The organism is Streptomyces crystallinus (genome assembly GCF_039521265.1).
Lineage (GTDB): Bacteria > Actinomycetota > Actinomycetes > Streptomycetales > Streptomycetaceae > Streptomyces > Streptomyces crystallinus.
Genome location: NZ_BAAACA010000014.1, coordinates 351,769 through 368,368 on the forward strand (window position 1 = coordinate 351,769; position 16,600 = coordinate 368,368).

Consider the following 16,600-nt stretch of genomic DNA (forward strand, 5'->3'; position numbering starts at 1 on the left):
CGATTGGACGGAGAATCCCTATGGGGCGCGAGATGCCCCAACTACCCATGGCCGAGGGGCTGTCCATGGGCTGAGGTCCGCAGTGCTCACGCCCCCGGGCCCGGGGGGCCTCAGCCCTCGAGGCCCGTCGCGCTGTGGGGCGCGCCGACCGGCTTGGACTCCGGGGAGCCGCGCTGGCGGAGGTAGACGGAGAGGACGACCATCGCGGCGACCGCCAGGAGTTCGGACTGCCAGTTCTGCAGCGTTCTGGACCAGAACTCGGGTGACACCAGGTAGGAGCCCCAGCTGATCGGGTCCTGGAGCTGGCGCAGTTGCTGTTCGTTGTGGGCGGCCACTCCCGAGATCGACTGGGCGAGCCAGGACAGCACGAACAGCAGGCCCATCAGCATGCCGAGGGAGCGGGAGTAGACCAGCTGCCGCCAGTCCTTGGTGCCCGCCCAGCGCGGGGAGTCCTCCCGCGCGTGGTCGCCCATGCGCTGGTCGCGGTCGGATTCGGGGCCTTTCTCGTGCAGCTTCTTGGACTCGGGGGAGCCGCGCTGGACGAGCCAGACCGTGCCGAAGATGTAGAGGAAGAACTGGAGGAACTCCGACTGCCAGTTCTCGGTGACATCGACGGCGAAGTCCGAGGACATCATGTACTCGCCGAGGCTCAGCGACTGGAGGTCGTCGACCGCGAGCTGTTCGTTGAACTCGGCGTGTCCGGCGAGCGCTTGCCCGAGGAAGGTGAGCAGGAACGCCGCTCCGAAGGCGAGGGTGAGGCTGTTGTCCTTCCAGAAGCTGCCGCGCCGTTCGCGTCCCTGACTTTGCCGGGTCATCGGTACATCGCCCCGATCGCGATGAAGTACCCCAGTCCGCCGAAGATGACGACGAGGCAGGTGAAGAAGAGTGCGCGCATGCTCAGCCGCCCTTCACGGCACAGCGGTAGGGCTTGTCGCCGCCCGATGGCGTGCAGCCCGCCGCCACGACCTTCCATCCGCCCTTGAACTGCGACAGGAACAGCTTCTGCCCGCCCGCGCTGATCGCGGCCTGCCGTCCGTACACCTCGGCGCTGTCGCCCGGGCGGGCGGTGGGCAGTTGCCGTCCCGCCAGCGCCTTGTCGCAGGGCACCCTCGCGTCCTCTTCCAGCTGCTCGCGCGTCCCCGGGGCCAGCAGGTCGCAGGCCGCCGCGAAGGCGCCACCCGCTACCGCCCGCTGGAACGCCCGGCCCGCGTCCAGCACCCCGTTCACCCGGGCCGAGCTCGCCCCGCACCCTGTCAGCAGGGCGCCGACCACGCCGGCGCAGAGCGCCGACGCCGCGCCTCGGCGCAGTGCCGGGCCGGGTCCGGGAGCCCGTGTCACCGGCTGCCGACGCTCCATAAGGCCGCCGGCTCCAGGGGCGTTCTCCGGCACCCTGTGGTCCTCGCACGGGGACACGGTCACGGCCACGGAACTCCTCCCATGTGCGGACTCGGACGGGCAGAGAGGGCGAAAGGTTTCGCTATCCCTACCCGCCCGAGCACGACCGCGCCGCTCACCGAGCCACTGTCCCCCGTCCGGACCACACCGTCCTGCACCCCCGTCGAGGACGACCGCCGCCCCGGCCCCTGGCGGTTCAGGCCGCGTCCGACTCCCGGCGTCCGGTCCGGGTACGGGTCGCCGGGTCCTCCTTGCCGCCGGGGATCAGCCGCAGGTGGCGGGTGCGGGCGTGGCGGGCCGGCTGGGGGGCGCGGGTCAGCCATTCCTCGACGCGGTCCATGCCGTACAGCAGCGCTGCTACGGTCGGCAGCAACAGGCACGCAACAATGAACATGGTTCCGGACTCCTCGGAGAAGACGGCCGTTCACGGGTGCCCGCATCTCTGCGGGTAACGGGCCGGTCGTGTGAAGGTCCGGTGTTGGTTCCTCTGCGGTCCTACGTGCTCATCGATACGGTCCCACGCGCCTGCCGATACGCCACCACGCCCTCACAGAGCCGTCAAGATCTGGGGCGACAGGGTTTTGATCATGGTGTTGGTCCAGCGCATCTGCCGCAGCGTCCGCGGGTGGCAGGAGGAGGCGAGGCCGAGGAGCCTCTCGTCGCCGCCTGCTTGGGCTGCCTGGGCGAGCATCTCCCAGTGCAGCGAGTTGGCGGCTGCGGCCAGATGCAGTTCGCGCAGGTCGCGCAGGAGGAGAAGGCCCGGCTCCGGCGCCCGGTCCGGCGGTTCGGCGGATGCGCCGCACGGTTGTGCCGCGAAGCCGGAGGAGGACGCGTCGGACGGCTCGCTCAGGTTCAGGTCGTAGGCTCCGGCGGCCCGGCCGAGCCGCTGGACGTGCTGACGGGACCAGGCGGCGAGGTCGGTGGCGACGTGCTGGACCTCGTGTTCGCCCTCGTGGCGTCGGGCCACGGCGGCGAGTTCGCCGGCCAGGTGCCGCTCACCGTCGTGGAGCACACCCAGGACGAGTGCGATGCCTTTCATCGGCTGTTCCCTCCCCGTTCGCTCCCGGTCGGGGCATCGGTCTGTGACACCAGGGCCGCCTCTCCCCCGGCGGTGCCGGGCACCCCGGCCGGGTCGGCCGGGGCCGAGGCGGTGGTGGTCGGCGCCGGAGCCGCTTCGCCGCTGCCGCGTTCGACCAGGCGCAGCGCTGCCGCCGCCGTCTTGAACAGCGGCTGCTTCGAGACGGGGTCCCAGTCCGTGACCGTCGTCTCGTTCGCGGCGCGGCCGGGCGCGCCGGCGCCCGGGCCATGGCCGCCCGCCGTGTCCCAGTAGCCGTAGTGGAAGGGGACGAACAGCAGGCCGGGCCGGATATCGGTGACCCGCAGACGTGCCCGCAGGGCGCCTCGCGAGGTGGCCACCTCCATCAGGTCGCCTTCGTGGAAGCCGAGCCTGGCCGCGTCGGCGGTGGAGGCCTCGACCCACACCTCGGGCGCGGCGGAGGCCAGTTGGGGCGCCCGGCCGGTCTTGGTGCGGGTGTGGAAGTGGTAGATGGTCCGGCCGGTGGTGAGCTGGAAGGGGTGGTCCTCGTCCGGTGCCTCGTGCGGCGGCAGATACGCGCAGGGCTTCAGCATCGCCGAGCCTTCGGGGTTGGCGGCCCGGTAGTCGGCGGCCTCGTTCGCCGCGCCGGTCACCAGGTCCTTGCCGTACGACTCGCAGGCCTGCGGATCCGCCCAGCTGATCCCGTCGGTGTAGAGCCGCTCGGTGCCCTGGGGGGACCGCTCGTCGCACGGCCACTGGATGCCGGTTCCCTCGCGCAGCCGGTCGTAGGTGAGGCCGGTGTAGTCGCAGGGCCGTCCGGCGCTGCACCGCTTCCACGCCTCGAAGGCCGACTCGGGGTCGTGCCAGGTGACGAGGGGGCCGCCGTCCTTGTCGCGGAAGTCCATCCGGGCCGCGTAGTCGAGGAAGATGTCCAGGTCCCGTCTGGCCTGACCGGGCGGTTCGACGGCCTTTTCGGACAGGTGCACGGTGCGGTCCGCGTTGGTGAGGGTGCCGGTCTTCTCGCCCCAGGTGGCCGCGGGCAGGACGACGTCGGCCAGCTGGGCCGTCTCGGTCAGGAACAGGTCCTGGACCACGACGAACAAGCGGTCCTGGGCGAGGATCGAGCGGATACGGGCGAGTTCGGGCAGGGATACGGCGGGGTTGGTGCCGCTGATCCACAGCATCCGGATCGAGCCCTGTTCCGCGTAACGGAACATCTGCATGGCGTGGGTGGGCGGCGCGTAGTGCGGGATGCGCTCCGGTTCGACGTTCCACACCTTGGCCAGGTCGGCGACGTGCGTGTCGTTCTGCCAGTTGCGAAAGCCCGGCAGGTCGCCGTTGGCGCCGCACTCGCGGGTGTTCTGGGCTGTGGGCTGCCCGTTCATCTGGAGGACGCCGGCCCCCGCCCGGCCGAGCATGCCGCGGATCAGGTGCAGGTTGTTGACCTGCACGGCGGCAGCCGTGGCCTGGTGCGACTGGTAGACGCCCTGGAGCACCGTGGACATCAGGCGCTCGGCCGAGCCGATGACGTGCGCCGCCCGCCGGATGTCGTCGGCGGGGACGTCGCAGATCCCGGCCGCCCACTCGGGCGTACAGTCCTCGACGCCGGCGGCCAGGTCGTCGAAGCCCACCGTGTGGGCGCCGATGAAGTCCTTGTCGATGCGGCCGGTGCGGATGATCTCGTGCAGCAGGGCGTTGAGCAGTGCCACGTTGGTCCCGGCGCGCGGTGCCAGATGCACCGTCGCCTTGCGGGCGGCCGGAGTCGGGCGCGGGTCCACACACACCAGCCGGGGCGGATCGCTGCCCTCCAGCCGGTCGAGCACGCGCATCCACTGCACCGGCTGGGTCTCGGCCACGTTGTGCCCGAACAGCGCGATGACGTCCGCGTGGTCGATGTCGTCGTAGCTGCCGGGCTGGCCGTCGCAGCCGAAGGACTCCTTCAACGCCTCGGCCGCGGTGGCGGTGCACAGCCGGGTGTTGCCGTCCAGGTGGTTGGTGCCGATGCCGGCCCGTGCCAGGACGGCGAGGGTGTAGTACTCCTCCAGGAACAGCTGGCCGCTGGTGTAGAAGCCGATCGAGCCCGGCCCGTCGTGGTCGAGGAGATCTTTGGAGCGGGCGACGACACGGCCCATCGCGGTGTCCCAGTCGCACTCGACGAGACGTCCGCCCTCTCGGATCAGGGGCCGCGTCAGCCGGTCCGGGGAGGAGTTCGCCTGCCAGCCGAAGAGGTCCTTCGGCCCCAGACGGCCGTGGTTGACCCGGTCCGTCGCCCGGCCCCGCACCCCGACCATGCGCCCGTCCCGCACGGCGATGTCCATCGCGTCGCCGTCGGAGTGCAGGATCGACGCCGACCCCACCCAGCGCTCCACATCACCCGGCTCGACCCCCTGCGCCAGATGGGTGTCCACCCGGGTCGGCCATGCCTCATGTCGACCGTACGGTGTACGGCTGCCCCAGGGCTGCGCGATCCGGTCCACCGACGGGTCCATGTCCGCCTCCCAGCGACCTTCTGCGGCGCCCGTGCACCGACCGGTCATCGGTACCCCTCGCGGTGCACTTGTAACGCCGGGCGTCGCGCCTCGCGGCGGCCACCGCGCCTCGGCCGAAAGATCACCGTGCCCGGGTTTTCGGCGCGCGAGGCCGGTCACCCGGGGGGAGGCTTGTCCCGTACGAGGAAGATCACGACGGAAGCACGCGACGAGAAGGCGAGACGGATTGCCATGCCGAGTCCCCACGCACGCGTCCTCACCGGTCTGCCCGCCCGTAGCTGGGCCCGCTGGCGGCGAGGCCGTGACCTCCCCCTTTCCACGCCCGTGTCCGGGACCGAGGAGGCCAGTCGGCGGTTTCTGCTCTACGGTGTGCTGCCGCTGTGGGTGGTGCCGGGGCTCGCGGACTGGTGGATGCACCGGCGCACCCGTATCGAGGACACCTCGGGGGTGCGGGAGTCGGCCGTGCACGCGCTGATGATGTCCGAGGCCGGCCTCCCCGTGACGGTGGGGTTGCTCGCGAAGATCAACCCGTTGGTGCTCACCACGATGGGCGGCGCCGCGCTGGCGCACGGCGCCACCGCGCTGTGGGACGTGAGCATCGCCACCAAGGAGCGCGAGGTCCGCCCGATCGAGCAGCACATCCACAGCTTCCTCGAAGTGCTTCCGCTGACGGCGATGGCGTTCGCCGCCTGTCTGCACCCCGAGGCGGTCCGGGCGACGCTGCGGGGCGGGCCGGGCCCCGACGACTGGAAGCTGCTGCCCAAGGAGAGGCCGCTCCCCGCCCGCTATCTGGCCGCCCTGGCCGCCACCATCAGCCTGGGCGTGGCCCTTCCGTACGCGGAGGAGATGCGCCGTTGCCTCCGTGCTCGGCGCATGCGGATGGCCGGGTGAGCCGTCTCCCCTGAGCACCGGGCCCGTCCGCTCGGGCGTAGATCATGTCCGCCTTCAGGGCGATCCAGTGGCTGCCCGCGCCCGGGGACCCACTCCCCTCCCAGAAGGGCTTCCCAGGCGCGCCCGCGCCCTGTTACGATCCGACCCGGTTCGGAACGAAACTCCGAGCGGACCATCTGATCTACCTGATCTGAGAGGCTCTTCTCATGCTGCGTGTCAAGGACTTCGACCACCTCGTCCTCAACGTCCAGGACGTCGAGCGCGCCCTCGCCTTCTACACCGGGACGCTGGGCCTCGAGCCGGTGCGCGTGGAGGAGTGGCGGGCCGGAAAGGTCCCGTTCCCGTCCGTCCGGATCAACGCGAACAGCATCATCGACCTGTTCGACCGGCCGCGCGGCGAGTCCAACGTCGACCACATCTGCCTCGTCGTCGACCCGATCGACTGGCAGGAGGTCATCGCCTCCGGCACACTCGACGTCTTCGAGGGCCCCGATTCCCGCTTCGGCGCGCGCGGCTCCGCCACGTCCGTCTACATCAAGGACCCGGAGGGCAACACCGTGGAGCTGCGCTGGTACCCGCAGGACGCCGAGTGAGCGCCGGGGGCCGGCCACGCGACCCGGCGATCGACGCGGCCGTCCTGACCGCCACCCTGGACATCCTGCGCGCCCACGGTTACTCGGGCTTCGCGATGGAAGCGGTGGCGGCCCGGGCGGGCACCACCAAGGCGGCCATCCGCCGCCGGTGGCCCCGCCGTCAGGACCTGCTCATCGACGCGCTCGCCTCGGTCATGGCCGTGCCCCCGGTCCCCGACAACAACTGCACCCGCTGCGACCTGATGCAGAGCGTGCGGCTCCTGGACGCGGCGCTGCACGAGCGCCTGCCCCGCGCTGTCCTGGCACCGCTGGTGGCCGACTGCGCCCGCGACCCGGAGCTGCACCAGCGGCTCACCGACGTCCTCGTCCTGCCCAGCAGACAGGCCGCGACGACCGCCGTGGAAAGGGCGGTCGCGCGCGGCGACCTCCGCCCCGACGTCGATCCGCACGTCCTCGTCGACCTCCTCGCCGCCTCGGTCTACCAGCGGGCGCTCCTCGGCGAGACGGCGACGGCAGGACCGTCGGCCGGCGACATCGTCGACCTGCTGCTGCGGGGGGCCGCGGTCGACTTCGACGACCTGGTCCGCATCAGCCGGACCCCGGCCCATCTGCGCGGCCACCCCACGGCCCACCACTGAGAGATGGCCCTGAGAGCCTGCCTCTGAGGACGAGAGCAACCGCCATCTCGGGGTACTGGGCATGCGTCACCGCGTTCGGGGCCGTGCCCCCGGACCGCCACCAGCGCACCTGGCGCGTGTCTGCCCCTGGAGGCGTCCATGCCGCTCCCCCGCCGCTCATGACCGGAATCCTGGTAGGCGCCTGTTCCTGGGCCAATCCGGAGCTCGCGTCCTCCGGTTGGTATCCGCCCGGCTCGCGCGACGCCGAGGGCCGGCTGCGTCACTACGCCTCACGGTTTCCCGTGGTGGAGGTCGACTCCACGTACTACGCGCTGCCCAGCGCCCACAACTCCCGCCTCTGGGCCGGGCGCACGCCCGCGGGCTTCACCTTCGACGTGAAGGCCTTCGCGGCCCTCACCGGGCATCCCTTCCCCGCCCGCGCGCTCCCCGCCGAGCTACGGCCAGTCGGGCCCCCCGCCGCGCGGCTGCGCCCGAGCGAGCTGCCCGAAGCCATCCTCGACGAGTTATGGGCCCGGTTCCACGCGGGCATCGAGCCGTTGCGCGCCGCCGGGCGGCTCGGGAGCGTGCTGTTCCAGTTCCCGCCGTGGTTCCGCCCGGGCGCGGCGGCGCGGGCCCGTATCGAGGAGTGCAGGAAGCGGGCCGAGGTGCCGATCACCGTCGAGTTCCGGCACCCCAGTTGGCTCAGCGACGGCCAACTCGACGACACCCTGCGCTTCCTGTCGGAGCTTCAGATCGCCTTGGTGGGCGTGGACGCCCCGGGCATGCCCGCTGTCGCCGAGGCCACTTCGCCGCAGCTGTCCGTCGTACGGTTCCACGGCCGCAGCCCCCACTGGGGCACCGGCTCGAAGGAGGAGCGCTACCGCCACCGGTACACGGCCGAGGAACTGGAGCCCTGGGTCCCGCGCCTACGGGCACTCGCCCGTCACGGCGCCCGGGTGCACGCGCTGTTCAACAACTGCTGCGGGGACGCGGCGGTCCGGGCGGCGGAGACGATGGCGCAGCTGCTGGCAGCGCGGTAGCGGCCGTGCGCACGGGCACTGTCGGTGCCGGCGGCCGTTACCCCTCCTCCCCGGCGGGCACCCGGACGCCGAGGAAAGGGCCCACACGCGGCCACCGACGACCTAGAGCGGCAGGAGCAGCACGTCATGCGCGCACTTACTTGGCAGGGCAAGCGGGACGTCCGGGTGGAAACCGTTCCCGATCCGCGGATCGAGCGGCCGGACGACATCGTCGTACGGGTCACCTCGACCGGGATCTGCGGGTCCGACCTGCATCTGTACGAGCTGTTCGGGCCGTATCTGGACCCCGGCGACATCCTCGGTCACGAGGCGATGGGCGTCGTCGAGGAGGTCGGACCGGAGGTGTCGCAGGTCGCCCCCGGAGACCGGGTGGTCATCCCGTTCAACATCTCGTGCCGTGACTGTTTCATGTGCAACAAGGGCCTCCACTCCCAGTGCGAGACCACGCAGGTGCGCGAGCGCGGCATGGGGGCGTCGCTCTTCGGCTACACGAAGCTGTACGGGCAGGTGCCGGGAGGGCAGGCGGAACTCGTACGCGTCCCGTTCGGCGACAAGCTGCCCATCAAGGTGCCCTACGGTCCGCCCGACGACCGCTTCGTCTACCTCTCCGACGTGCTGCCCACCGCGTGGCAGGCGGTCGCGTACGCGGACGTACCCAAGGACGGCACGGTCGCCGTTCTGGGCCTGGGACCCATCGGCGACATGGCCACCCGGATCGCCCAGCATCAGGGCGCCCGTACCGTCATCGGCGTCGACCTCGTCCCCGAGCGCCTCTCGCGCGCCCACGCGCACGGTGTGACCTGCCTCGATGTGCGCCGGGGAAGCGAGGAGGTGGCGGAGGCCGTCCGGGAGCTCACCGAGGGGCGCGGCGCGGACGCCGTCATCGACGCCGTCGGCATGGAGGCGCACGGCGCGCCGTTCGCCAAGGCCGCGCAGTGGATGACCGGTCTGCTGCCCGACGCGGTGGCCCAGCCGCTGATGGAGCGCGCGGGAATCGACCGCCTCTCTGCCCTGTACGCCGGCATCGAACTCGTCCGCCGGGGCGGCACGTTGTCCCTGTCGGGGGTGTACGGCGGGGCGGCCAGCCCGATGCCGCTGCTGACCATGTTCGACAAGCAGATCCAGCTGCGTATGGGACAGGCCAACGTATGGCGCTGGGTGAAGGACATCCTCCCCCTGCTGACGGACGAGGACCCGCTCGGCGTCGACTCCTTCAAGACGCACGCCATGCCCCTGGAGCAGGCGCCGAAGGCGTATGCGATGTTCCAGGCGAAGGAGGACGGCATGGTCAAGACACTGCTCAAGCCCTGACCCTGCCTGTACGGACCCTGCCGTACGCCGGTGCTGTGCTAGGTGGCGCTCGTGGGCGGCCCCGGCGTCATCTGGTTGTAGCGGCGTGCGGCGCGGTCGTTGAGGGCGCTGCCCAGCTTGCGGAGCTTCTCCGGCCAGCCTCCGCGAGGGACGTCCTTGAGCGCGTGCCCCTGCCGGATGCGCCCTGCGTCACCCGCCGCCCCACCGGCGTCGGGCAGGAACCGGTTCGCCACTCCCGACAGACGTGTCACGACGGTGGGGGCCACCCCATGGGCCAGTCCGGCGGCGTGGGCCGCCGGGGTCAGGACGACCCGGGTGCGGCGGCGCTCCAGCGCCCGTACGACCTTCTCCGCCGCCCGCTCGGCGTCCATCGAGACGACGGGCGCGCCCGCGAGGCCGGAGAACCAGGCGAACTCGCGCGAGGACTGGCCCCCGAACTCGGCCTGGAGGTGGGAGCCGGTGCGCATCAGACCGGGGTGGACCGTGGTCACGGAGACGCCCGTGCCGTCCAGTTCACTGCGCAGTCCCTCGCCGAGCGCGCCCACGGCCGCCTTGGCGCAGGAGTACGGGAGCAGATGCGGGACGGCGAGCAGGGCGCCCACCGAGCCGATGAGCGCGAGGCGGCCACCGGCGGAGCTCTCGCGCAGGTGGGGCAGCGCGGCCATGGACACATGGACGGCGCCGTCGAAGATGGTCGACATCGCGTCGTGGAACGCGTCGGCGTCGAGTGCGTCGACCGGGGCCACCTGGATGACGCCCGCGTTGGCGACGACCAGGTCGAGCCCGTTCTGGTCGGTGGCGACCCGCCGTACCGCCTCCGCGACCGCCGTCTCGTCCCGTACGTCGCACACCTGGGTCGACGCGGGGACTTTGGTGTGCCGCTCGATCCACTGGGCCGCGCGTTCGAGCTCCGCCGCGTCCCTGGCGGCGATCGTCACCTGGCAGCCGCGCACGGCCAGCCGGGCCGCGATCAGCAGCCCCAGTCCCCGCGAGCCACCGGTGACCAGCGCGGACTGCCCGCTCAGGTCCTTCTTGGTTCCGATTCCCACCATGGGTCACACCTCCAGTCGCACACCCGCCGGGTACCCCCTCGCGTCCGTCGAAGACGGGAAGAAGGCTGGTACGAATCGGAGGACCGGGGAACTGGTCTGTTCATGGAACCAGCACAGACCCCTTCCGAAGCCACGTCCACGACCCCGCTGCGCGCGGTGGCACTGGTGTGCTCGCTGCGCCCCTCCCCCGCTCCCTCCAGCTCCCAGCTCCTGGCCGAGCAGACCATGGAGGCGCTCAAGGAGCACGGGGTCACCGGAAAGGTGATCCGGGTGGCGGACCACGACGTCAAGCCGGGTGTGGAGACCGACATGGGCGACGGCGACGCGTGGCCGGGCATCCGCGACACCATCCTCGCCTCCGACATCCTGATCCTGTCCACTCCCATCTGGCTGGGCCACCCGTGCAGCCTCGCCCAGCGCGTCCTGGAGCGCCTCGACGCGGAGATCGGCGAGACCGACGACGAGGGCCGGATGCTCACGTACGGAAAGGTCGCGGGGGTGTGCGTGGTCGGCAACGAGGACGGCGCCCACAAGGTGAGCGCCGACCTGTTCCAAGGCCTCAACGACGTGGGTTTCAGCCTGGCGCCCAACGCGGTGACGTACTGGGTGGGCGAGGCCATGCACGGCACCGACTACCAGGACCTCGACAAGACTCCCGAGAAGACCGCCGCGACGACGGCGACGCTGGCCGCCAACACCGCCCACCTCGCCCGCCGCCTCAAGGCGGCGCCCTACCCGGCGAGCTGACCTCGGCGCGCGGGTCTCACGCGGCCTCTCCGGGTGCGGCGCACATCGCCTCGTCGCGCAGGCTCTCGCAGCACTGCCGGAGCAGCCGGCAGACGTGCATCTGGGAGATGCCGAGCTCGCGGCCGATGTTCTTCTGCGTCATGCCCTGGAAGTAGCGCAGATAGAGGATCCTGCGTTCGCGGGCGGGCAGCGCGTGCAGACCGGGCTTGGCGGACTCGCGGTCGATGAGGGTGTCGAGGGCCGGGTCGTCTGCGCCCATGGCGTCGGCCAGGGTGCACGGGCTCTCGCTGCCGCTCTGCTCGGCGTCCAGGGACAGGGCGCGGAAGCTCTGCAGGGCCTCCATACCGGCCCGGACGTCGGCTTCGCTCAGCCCGGTGTACCCGGCGATCTCGCGGACGCCCGGCTCGCCGCCTCCCGCGTCCTGGAGCTCGTGCCGCGCCTCGCGGACGCGGTTGCGCAGCTCCTGGACACGGCGGGGCACATGCACGGTCCACATGTGGTCGCGGAAGTGCCGCTTGATCTCGCCGGTGATGGTGGGAACGGCGTACGCGATGAAGGCGGTGCCGTGCGAGGGGTCGAAGCCGTCGACGGCCTTGAGCAGTCCCACGGCGGCTGTCTGGCGCAGGTCGTCGGCGGTCTCGCCGCGGTCGCGGTAGCGCCCGGCGAGCCGTTCCGAGAGCGGCAGCCAGGCACGGACCAGCTCCTCGCGCAGGGCCGTGCGCGCGGCTCCCTCCGGCAGGGCGGCGAGCCGTACGAAGGCCTCGTCGGTGCGGGGGGTGTCGTCATACGTGCGGTGGGTGTCACGACGGGTGGGCATGACTTCCGCTCCTCGGGAACGCGGGGTTCACCTTCTGGTGGAACGGGGCGCGGGCCGGAAATCCCGCGCTCACGTCCCGCGCCGGCCGTTCCGCGGGGGCGTATGTCCGCTGGAGCGGGAGTCATGCGCTCGAAAGGGGGGAAATTCGGGCAATTTTCCCTGGGTGTGAGGGTGACCTGCGGGGTACCTGACGGACGCCGTTGGAAGGCAACGACGAAAGGGAGCCGTCATGTCCACCGATGCCATCGTGCTTCTCAGGGACGACCACAAGGAGATCCGCAAGCTGTTCCGGGCCTTCCAGGCCGCGGGTGCGGATGCGAAGGCCACCAAGCACAACCTCGTCGACAAGATCGTGGAAGCCCTGACCGTCCACACCTATATCGAGAACGAGGTCATGTACCCCAAGGTCCGGGTGCTCGTCCCGGACCTGGAGTCCGACATCCTGGAGTCCTTCGAGGAGCACCACGTGGCCGACCTGCTCTGCGCCGAGCTGGACCTCATGGGCCCTGACGACGAACGCTTCGACGCCAAGACGACCGTGCTGATCGAGTCGGTGAGCCACCACATGGACGAGGAGGAGAGCGACTGGTTCCCCAAGGTGCGCGCGGCTCTGGGCCGCAAGGAGCTCCAGGAGATCGGCGCGCGCATGATCGAGGTCCGCGCCAACGCCCCCCGGCGCCCGGCGCAGCCCGGCGCGCTCAAGAAGGCCGCCACCGCGCTCTTCGGATAGCGATCCGTTCAGCGGTCCCCTACGCCACCGGGCCCGCCGAGGAGGCCGCGTCGCCACTCGGCGGGCCTGCGTCGCGGCCCGGCAGGCTGTAGACGTGGAAGGCCCCTCCGATCACGGGCTGCGCCACGTTGCGCACCCGCACTCCCCCGCTGGTGCGGCCGTGTTCCGTACCGGAGTGGGCGTGACCGTGCACGGCGAGGTCGGCGCCGGCCGTGTCGATGGCCTCGGCGAGCAGATAGCTGCCGAGGAACGGATAGATCTCCGGGGGCTCGCCGGCCAGCGTGTCGGGGACGGGCGAGAAGTGCGTCAGGGCGATCCGTACGTCGCACTCCCGCTGCGCCAGGTCCTCCAGGGCCGCGCGCAGGGTGTCGGCGCGATGGCGGGAGTAGCGTACGAACTCCTTCATGACGGGTTCGCCGAACTCGCCCGCGCAGCGGCCCACGAAACCGCCGCCGAAGCCCTTGGTGCCGGCCACGCCGATCCGGTGGCCGCCGTGCGTGACGACGGTGGCCTCGCCCTCCAGGACATGGGCTCCGGCGTCCTTGAGGATCTCCGTCACCAGCTCCGGCTTGTCGTCGTGGTGGTCGTGGTTGCCCAGCACCGCGACCACCGGGACGGCCAGGTCCTTGATCTCCCGCGCGACGACCCGCGCCTCCTCCGCCGTCCCGTGCCGGGTGAGGTCACCGGCCAGCAGCAGGACGTCGGCGCACTCCGGCAGTGTCTCGAAGGCGGGGCGGAGCGTGCCCTCGTTGTCCGGGCCCATATGGATGTCGCCGACGGCCGCGATCCGGGTCATGGCAGGTCCTCCGCGTGGGCGGGCGCCGCTGTCTCCGCGACGACGATGTCACAGTGCACGGGCAGGTCCGCGAGCACGTCGCGGGCGGTACGGATGATGTCGTCGCGGCACTTGGCCGACGGCACGGTCCCGGTCAGCAGGACCGCCCCGCCGCGGGCCTCCGCCCGTACGCCCAGCTCGCCCCACTCACCGGCGGCGAGCCGGTCGGCGAGGTGGGCGACGCGGTATTCCAGGCTCTCCGGCTGGTCTTTCATGGCTGCTCCCGCGGGGGTGCGGAGGACTGCTCGGGTTCGATGACGTGCAGCCGCTCCAGGAGGAAGAGGAACGCGGCCGGCATCGGCTCGTCCGCGCACCGGCGCCGCACATCGCTCCAGTCCACCTTCTCGCGCAGTGCGCGGGCCACCGGAAGCACGGCCCCGAAGTCGCAGTGGTGTTCGGAGAAGGCGCTGTTCAGGCTCACCAGTACATCGGTCGCCGAGAGCACCGGCATGTGCACGGAGTCGACGGACAGATCCTCGGCGCGCGCCAGCAGGTCCACGTCGACCGGACGGTGGGCCAGCTCGAAGATGAGGTCGACGTCCTGGTCGAAGCAGGTGGTCTTCAGCAGCCAGTCCTCCGGCGGGCGGTGGACGTCGAGCCCGGCCTCGCGCAGGGACGCGGCCACGGCTTCGGCGTCTTCGGGAAGCACGCAGAAGTCAGCGTCGTGCTGGAGCCTTCCGCTGCCGCCGTGGGCGTAGACCGCCACGCTCCCGGCCAGCGCGAACTTGTGCCCGGCCCGCTTCAGGATGGCGCCCACCTGCTTGGCCGCCTCCAGGATCGCCTGGCTGTGGTCGCGCGGCAGCTCCTGCTCCTTGCGCGCGGGGGGCCGGGTGGACTCCTGGGTGGCGAGGGGCAGCCCGGGCGTGGCGTCGTCACGGCGGCCCGGCGTGTCCTGTCCGTTCGTCCTCATGGCCACTTCCTTCGGCTGGGTTCGTGAACCGCGAACGGCCTGGTTCGTGAACCGCGAACGCCTCCCCGGTACCCGCCCTCGTCGCCATGACACCCCGCCCTGCGGGCAGCGGCCGGACCTCCCGCCCGGTGCGTCGCGGGCCCGTCAGTCCTCGGCGACGACCCGTACGGTCTCCAGCTGTGTGTCCGCCGCGTCGGGGAGGTTCATCCCCGCCTCCACGCCACTGCGCAGATAGCGCAGCACCGGCTCGGTCAGTTCCTCACCCGGCAGGACCACCGGGATGCCCGGCGGGTACGGCGTGATCATTTCCGCCGCGACGCGCCCGGCCGCCTCCTTCCAGGGCACGTCCTGCGTGGTGCTGAAGTAGGCGTCCCGGGGCAGCCAGGACTGCTTCATCCGCAGGTTCCCGGGGTCGGGGACGGCGACCTCGGGCGCGGGCCGCAGCGCGTCGGCGTGGTCGACGAGGTCCCTCAGCGCGGTGAGCAGGCGCTCGGTGGTGGCGGCGTCGTCGGCGTGGGTGAGCTGCGCGCTGATCCGCCGGTGGTCGAAGAGGTGCAGGTCGATGTGGTGCCGCGCGCGCACCCAGTCGGCGGCGCGATAGCCCGTGGTGCCGAGCCGCGCGAGGTCGATGACGACGGGCAGCGGGTCGAACTCGGCCGCGAGTCCCGGGCCGCAGAAGTCGTCCTCGTCGTTGACGTGCAGGCCGTCGATCGCCTCGATGCTCGCGCGCACCTCGCCGGCGAGGTCCAGGGCCCGGCCCATCAGGTCGTGGCCGTGCAGGGCCATCTGTCGGCGCCAGCCGTCGATGCCCGCGTACAGCAGCACCGAGGGGCTGGTGGTGCCCAGGAGGTCGGCCCGGGAGGCGAGCGCGGCCGGGTCGATGAGGTTGCCCTGGAGGTGGAAGACGGAGCCCTGTTCGAGGCCGCTGCCCATCTTGTGGATGCTCGTGACGCACACGTCCGCTCCGGCGTCCATCGCCCACGACGGAAGCGCCCGGTGGAACGGCAGATGCGCCCCCCACGCCTCGTCCACGATCAGCGGGCGCGAGCGCCGGTGGCACACCTCGGCGATCTCCTGGAGCGCGGCGGCCGACCCGTACGGGGTGGGGCTGGTCACCAGGGCGCCCCGGGCGTCGGGGTGCTCGGCGAAGGCCTGCTCGAAGGCGGCGGCCGAGGGCGGGTGCGCGAGGTGGCGCTCCCGGTCCCACTGCGGCTCGATCCACACCGGCTCGATGCCGGACAGGATCAGACCCGCGATCACCGACTTGTGCGCGTCACGGCCCACCAGGAGCTTCTGGCCGTGCGCGGCGACGGTGAGCATGGCCGCCTTGACCGACAGGGAGCTGCCGCAGGTGGAGAAGAAGGTGTGCTCCGCGTGGACCGCGTCCGCCATCAGCGCCTCGGCCCGTTCCAGGACCCGGCCCTTGGTGCGCCGGTCGTCCAGGCCTCCGCTGGCCAGCACATCGCCGTGGAAGACGGCGTCCCCGAGCACCGCCCGCACGGCGGGGTCGGCGCCGCGCGCCTGTTTGTGGCCGGGCGGGGTGAAACCGAGCTCGTCCGCCTCGCGGTAACGGGCGAGCGCCTCCAACACCGGCGCCTCGTGGTGATCCAGATGCATGAGGGCCGGGTGCCCCACAAGCCGCTCCCGGTAACCCGGTCCACCACCGAACGGGTGCGAACGCGGCGATTCGGCCGAACCGGTCTCCGTACCCCGGACCCGTGTCATTCGCCCCGGGCCGGGCACCCGACCAGAGCCGGGGAACCGGCGTTGCACGGTGCGTTGTCAGAGCGAAAGGCAGATCCATGAGCCACCACACCCCCTCGGGCAAGGACGACAAGGGCGGCCCCACCGGCGAGCAGGACACCGCGCTGGACGAGGTCTTCCGGGAGATCGAGGAGGCGGCGACCAGGCCCGAGGCCCCGGAGCGACGGGAGCACGGACACCCCGGCCGCGACGAGGACGACGGCGAGGCCGGGGACGCGCTCACCCCCAACACCGATGCGCAGAAGCGCTCCGGCTCGTAGGCCGACCGCGCGACACCCGTGAGCCGATCGCGCGACACGAGCCCGCCCCCGTGAGGCGCTGTGCCACCCACGGCCCTTCGCCGATTGCGGGGTGACCCCCAAGAGCAGATGGT

Annotated in this window: 19 protein-coding genes; 8 read left to right on the top strand and 11 right to left on the bottom strand. The window is 71.7% G+C overall.

Annotation, left to right across the window (positions count from 1 at the left end; all coding sequences use genetic code 11):
- Positions 1-110 precede the first annotated feature (110 nt).
- The 5 genes from ABD236_RS12185 to ABD236_RS12205 form a co-directional block, all read right to left on the bottom strand.
- Positions 111-815 carry a DUF6766 family protein gene (locus ABD236_RS12185; protein WP_344073483.1) on the bottom strand — a complete coding sequence of 235 codons (705 nt, stop codon included), beginning with the start codon at positions 813-815 and terminating at the stop codon, positions 111-113.
- A gap of 82 nt (positions 816-897) precedes the next feature.
- Entirely contained in the window at positions 898-1,338 is a 441-nt protein-coding gene (locus tag ABD236_RS12190) for a hypothetical protein (RefSeq protein ID WP_344073485.1), read from the bottom strand.
- A 253-nt stretch (positions 1,339-1,591) separates the two neighbouring features.
- Positions 1,592-1,789 carry a hypothetical protein gene (locus ABD236_RS12195; RefSeq protein WP_344073489.1) on the bottom strand — a complete coding sequence of 66 codons (198 nt, stop codon included), beginning with the start codon at positions 1,787-1,789 and terminating at the stop codon, positions 1,592-1,594.
- Between the two features lie 153 nt (positions 1,790-1,942).
- The gene (locus tag ABD236_RS12200; RefSeq protein ID WP_344073491.1) at positions 1,943-2,434 is read right to left on the bottom strand and encodes a hypothetical protein; all 492 of its coding nucleotides are present in this window, start codon (positions 2,432-2,434) and stop codon (positions 1,943-1,945) included.
- Positions 2,431-4,920 carry a molybdopterin oxidoreductase family protein gene (locus ABD236_RS12205; protein WP_344073493.1) on the bottom strand — a complete coding sequence of 830 codons (2,490 nt, stop codon included), beginning with the start codon at positions 4,918-4,920 and terminating at the stop codon, positions 2,431-2,433. The genes ABD236_RS12200 and ABD236_RS12205 overlap by 4 nt, the downstream gene beginning before the upstream one ends.
- A 231-nt stretch (positions 4,921-5,151) precedes the next feature.
- Between ABD236_RS12205 and ABD236_RS12210 the strand changes: the two genes are divergently transcribed.
- The 5 genes from ABD236_RS12210 (at position 5,152) to ABD236_RS12230 (ending at position 9,372) form a co-directional block, all read left to right on the top strand.
- Positions 5,152-5,811, top strand: coding sequence for a diguanylate cyclase (locus ABD236_RS12210; protein WP_344073495.1), 660 nt, complete (start codon positions 5,152-5,154; stop codon positions 5,809-5,811).
- A gap of 206 nt (positions 5,812-6,017) precedes the next feature.
- Positions 6,018-6,404, top strand: a complete 387-nt coding sequence (locus tag ABD236_RS12215; protein WP_344073497.1) for a VOC family protein — start codon at positions 6,018-6,020, stop codon at positions 6,402-6,404.
- Positions 6,401-7,042 carry a TetR/AcrR family transcriptional regulator gene (locus ABD236_RS12220; RefSeq protein WP_344073499.1) on the top strand — a complete coding sequence of 214 codons (642 nt, stop codon included), beginning with the start codon at positions 6,401-6,403 and terminating at the stop codon, positions 7,040-7,042. The genes ABD236_RS12215 and ABD236_RS12220 overlap by 4 nt, the downstream gene beginning before the upstream one ends.
- 158 nt (positions 7,043-7,200) lie before the next feature.
- Positions 7,201-8,061, top strand: a complete 861-nt coding sequence (locus ABD236_RS12225; RefSeq protein ID WP_344073501.1) for a DUF72 domain-containing protein — start codon at positions 7,201-7,203, stop codon at positions 8,059-8,061.
- Between the two features lie 126 nt (positions 8,062-8,187).
- Positions 8,188-9,372: an alcohol dehydrogenase catalytic domain-containing protein gene (locus ABD236_RS12230; RefSeq protein WP_344073503.1), complete on the top strand. Its 1,185-nt coding sequence runs from the start codon at positions 8,188-8,190 to the stop codon at positions 9,370-9,372.
- A 38-nt stretch (positions 9,373-9,410) separates the two neighbouring features.
- Here the strand turns inward: ABD236_RS12230 and ABD236_RS12235 are convergent, their stop codons facing one another.
- Complete coding sequence (locus ABD236_RS12235; RefSeq protein WP_344073505.1) at positions 9,411-10,424, bottom strand: SDR family NAD(P)-dependent oxidoreductase; 1,014 nt, start codon at positions 10,422-10,424, stop codon at positions 9,411-9,413.
- A 102-nt stretch (positions 10,425-10,526) separates the two neighbouring features.
- Here ABD236_RS12235 and ABD236_RS12240 point away from each other — a divergent pair, with 102 nt between their 5' ends.
- The gene (locus ABD236_RS12240; RefSeq protein ID WP_344073508.1) at positions 10,527-11,171 is read left to right on the top strand and encodes a flavodoxin family protein; all 645 of its coding nucleotides are present in this window, start codon (positions 10,527-10,529) and stop codon (positions 11,169-11,171) included.
- A gap of 16 nt (positions 11,172-11,187) precedes the next feature.
- Here the strand turns inward: ABD236_RS12240 and ABD236_RS12245 are convergent, their stop codons facing one another.
- Positions 11,188-11,988, bottom strand: coding sequence for a SigB/SigF/SigG family RNA polymerase sigma factor (locus ABD236_RS12245; protein ID WP_344073511.1), 801 nt, complete (start codon positions 11,986-11,988; stop codon positions 11,188-11,190).
- A 229-nt stretch (positions 11,989-12,217) separates the two neighbouring features.
- Between ABD236_RS12245 and ABD236_RS12250 the strand changes: the two genes are divergently transcribed.
- A complete protein-coding gene (locus ABD236_RS12250; RefSeq protein WP_344073513.1) occupies positions 12,218-12,718 on the top strand; it encodes a hemerythrin domain-containing protein in 501 nt (166 codons plus the stop codon).
- A gap of 19 nt (positions 12,719-12,737) precedes the next feature.
- Here ABD236_RS12250 and ABD236_RS12255 read toward each other — a convergent pair whose 3' ends face one another.
- The 4 genes from ABD236_RS12255 to ABD236_RS12270 form a co-directional block, all read right to left on the bottom strand.
- Complete coding sequence (locus ABD236_RS12255; RefSeq protein ID WP_344073515.1) at positions 12,738-13,514, bottom strand: metallophosphoesterase family protein; 777 nt, start codon at positions 13,512-13,514, stop codon at positions 12,738-12,740.
- Entirely contained in the window at positions 13,511-13,768 is a 258-nt protein-coding gene (locus ABD236_RS12260; RefSeq protein WP_344073517.1) for a BON domain-containing protein, read from the bottom strand. The genes ABD236_RS12255 and ABD236_RS12260 overlap by 4 nt, the downstream gene beginning before the upstream one ends.
- Positions 13,765-14,463 carry a nucleotidyltransferase family protein gene (locus ABD236_RS12265; protein WP_344073519.1) on the bottom strand — a complete coding sequence of 233 codons (699 nt, stop codon included), beginning with the start codon at positions 14,461-14,463 and terminating at the stop codon, positions 13,765-13,767. The genes ABD236_RS12260 and ABD236_RS12265 overlap by 4 nt, the downstream gene beginning before the upstream one ends.
- 144 nt (positions 14,464-14,607) lie before the next feature.
- Positions 14,608-16,080: an aminotransferase class I/II-fold pyridoxal phosphate-dependent enzyme gene (locus tag ABD236_RS12270; protein WP_344073521.1), complete on the bottom strand. Its 1,473-nt coding sequence runs from the start codon at positions 16,078-16,080 to the stop codon at positions 14,608-14,610.
- Positions 16,081-16,265: 185 nt separating this feature from the next.
- Here ABD236_RS12270 and ABD236_RS12275 point away from each other — a divergent pair, with 185 nt between their 5' ends.
- The gene (locus tag ABD236_RS12275) at positions 16,266-16,487 is read left to right on the top strand and encodes a hypothetical protein (RefSeq protein ID WP_344073523.1); all 222 of its coding nucleotides are present in this window, start codon (positions 16,266-16,268) and stop codon (positions 16,485-16,487) included.
- The last annotated feature ends 113 nt before the right edge of the window (positions 16,488-16,600 follow it).